At 59.8% G+C, this 771-nt stretch carries 1 pseudogene; it reads right to left on the bottom strand.

Annotation, left to right across the window (positions count from 1 at the left end):
* Positions 1-771 (bottom strand): annotated as a pseudogene (gene secD, locus F0169_RS26935) (protein translocase subunit SecD); the annotation flags it as partial.

Genomic DNA, 771 nt, shown 5'->3' with positions numbered 1-771 from the left:
ACCCGGATCAGCCGCCAGGCGGAATTCCAGGTTGGCGGTTTTACCCAGGATACGCTTGGCTTCAGCCGTGTCCTGCACACCCGGCAGCTCAACCACGATGCGGTTGGCACCCTGACGCTGAACAATCGGCTCGGCCACACCCAGCTCGTTGACGCGGTTACGTACCGTGGTCAAGTTCTGCTTGATGGAGTATTCGCGGATTTCCGCCAGCTTGGCCGGGGTCATCGCCAGGCGCAGTACCGCCTGACCATTAAGGTCGGCCGGCACGATGTCAAAATCGGTGAAGCTCTTGCGAATCAGCGCACGGGCCTGTTCGCGGGAAGCTTCATCAGCAAAGCCCAACTGGATAGCGCCGTTGAGCTGCGGCAGGCTGCGATAACGCAACTTCTCTTTGCGCAGCAAGCTCTTCACATCGCCTTCGTAAACTTTCAGGCGTGCGTCAAGGGCTTTGTCCATGTCGACTTCCAACAGGAAGTGCACACCACCGGACAAGTCCAGACCCAGCTTCATCGGGTGCGCGCCAATGCTGCGCAGCCATTTTGGCGTGGTCTGTGCCAGGTTCAGCGCGACGACATAGTCATCACCCATGGCCTTGCGCACAACGTCTTTGGCCGGCAACTGGTCTTCTTGCTTGGCCAGGCGCAACAAACCGCCCTTGCCGTCAGCCGCCAATGTTGCCGCTTTAACCTGGATGCCCGCGTCGGTGAGCGCTTTGCTCGTGCGGTCCAGATCAGCCTGATTGACCTGCAACGCAGTGCTGGCGCCAGTGAT

The organism is Pseudomonas kitaguniensis (assembly GCF_009296165.1).
Classification (GTDB): Bacteria; Pseudomonadota; Gammaproteobacteria; order Pseudomonadales; family Pseudomonadaceae; genus Aquipseudomonas; species Aquipseudomonas kitaguniensis.
The sequence above is the reverse complement of the archived record's forward strand: the minus strand, read 5'-3'. Positions and strand labels throughout refer to the sequence as shown.